The 386-nt window shown below is 39.4% G+C and carries 1 protein-coding gene; it reads right to left on the reverse strand.

The window, feature by feature from the left end; all coding sequences use genetic code 11:
- The coding region (locus E3E37_RS11505) for a DUF4932 domain-containing protein (protein WP_371731722.1) at positions 1 to 344 on the reverse strand (344 nt) is incomplete at its 3' end.
- Between the last annotated feature and the right edge of the window lie 42 nt (positions 345 to 386).

Here is a 386-nt window from a genome sequence, read left to right on the forward strand (position 1 = left end):
TTAACTTCTTGAAGATAATACTCAACCTCTGAAAATTCAGATAAATAGTCTGAAACAAGAGGGTTGATAAATGTGTGAGAATACTCATGAGTGGCCAAGAAAAGATAGAAAATCTCAGCATATTGTTCGGGCATAAAAGCAACGTAGCCGAAATAATATGCAACTTCACCAACCACTCTGCTCCCGGGATGGACTCTCAAAGAGTATGATAGAGCTATGTGGAAAGTCTTATACTGATATCCAAAGAATTCCTCAAACCCTTGAAAAAGTTCCAAAGTGAGCACTCTTTTGGCCGGCTCTAAAACTTTCTCGTATTCTCCTCTATGGGCCTCATAGAACTCCACAAAGTTGCTCTCCTTCGCAAAACTCACAAAAGTCCTATAGAA

Source organism: Thermococcus sp. ES12 (genome assembly GCF_012027515.1).
GTDB classification, from domain to species: domain Archaea; phylum Methanobacteriota_B; class Thermococci; order Thermococcales; family Thermococcaceae; genus Thermococcus; species Thermococcus barossii.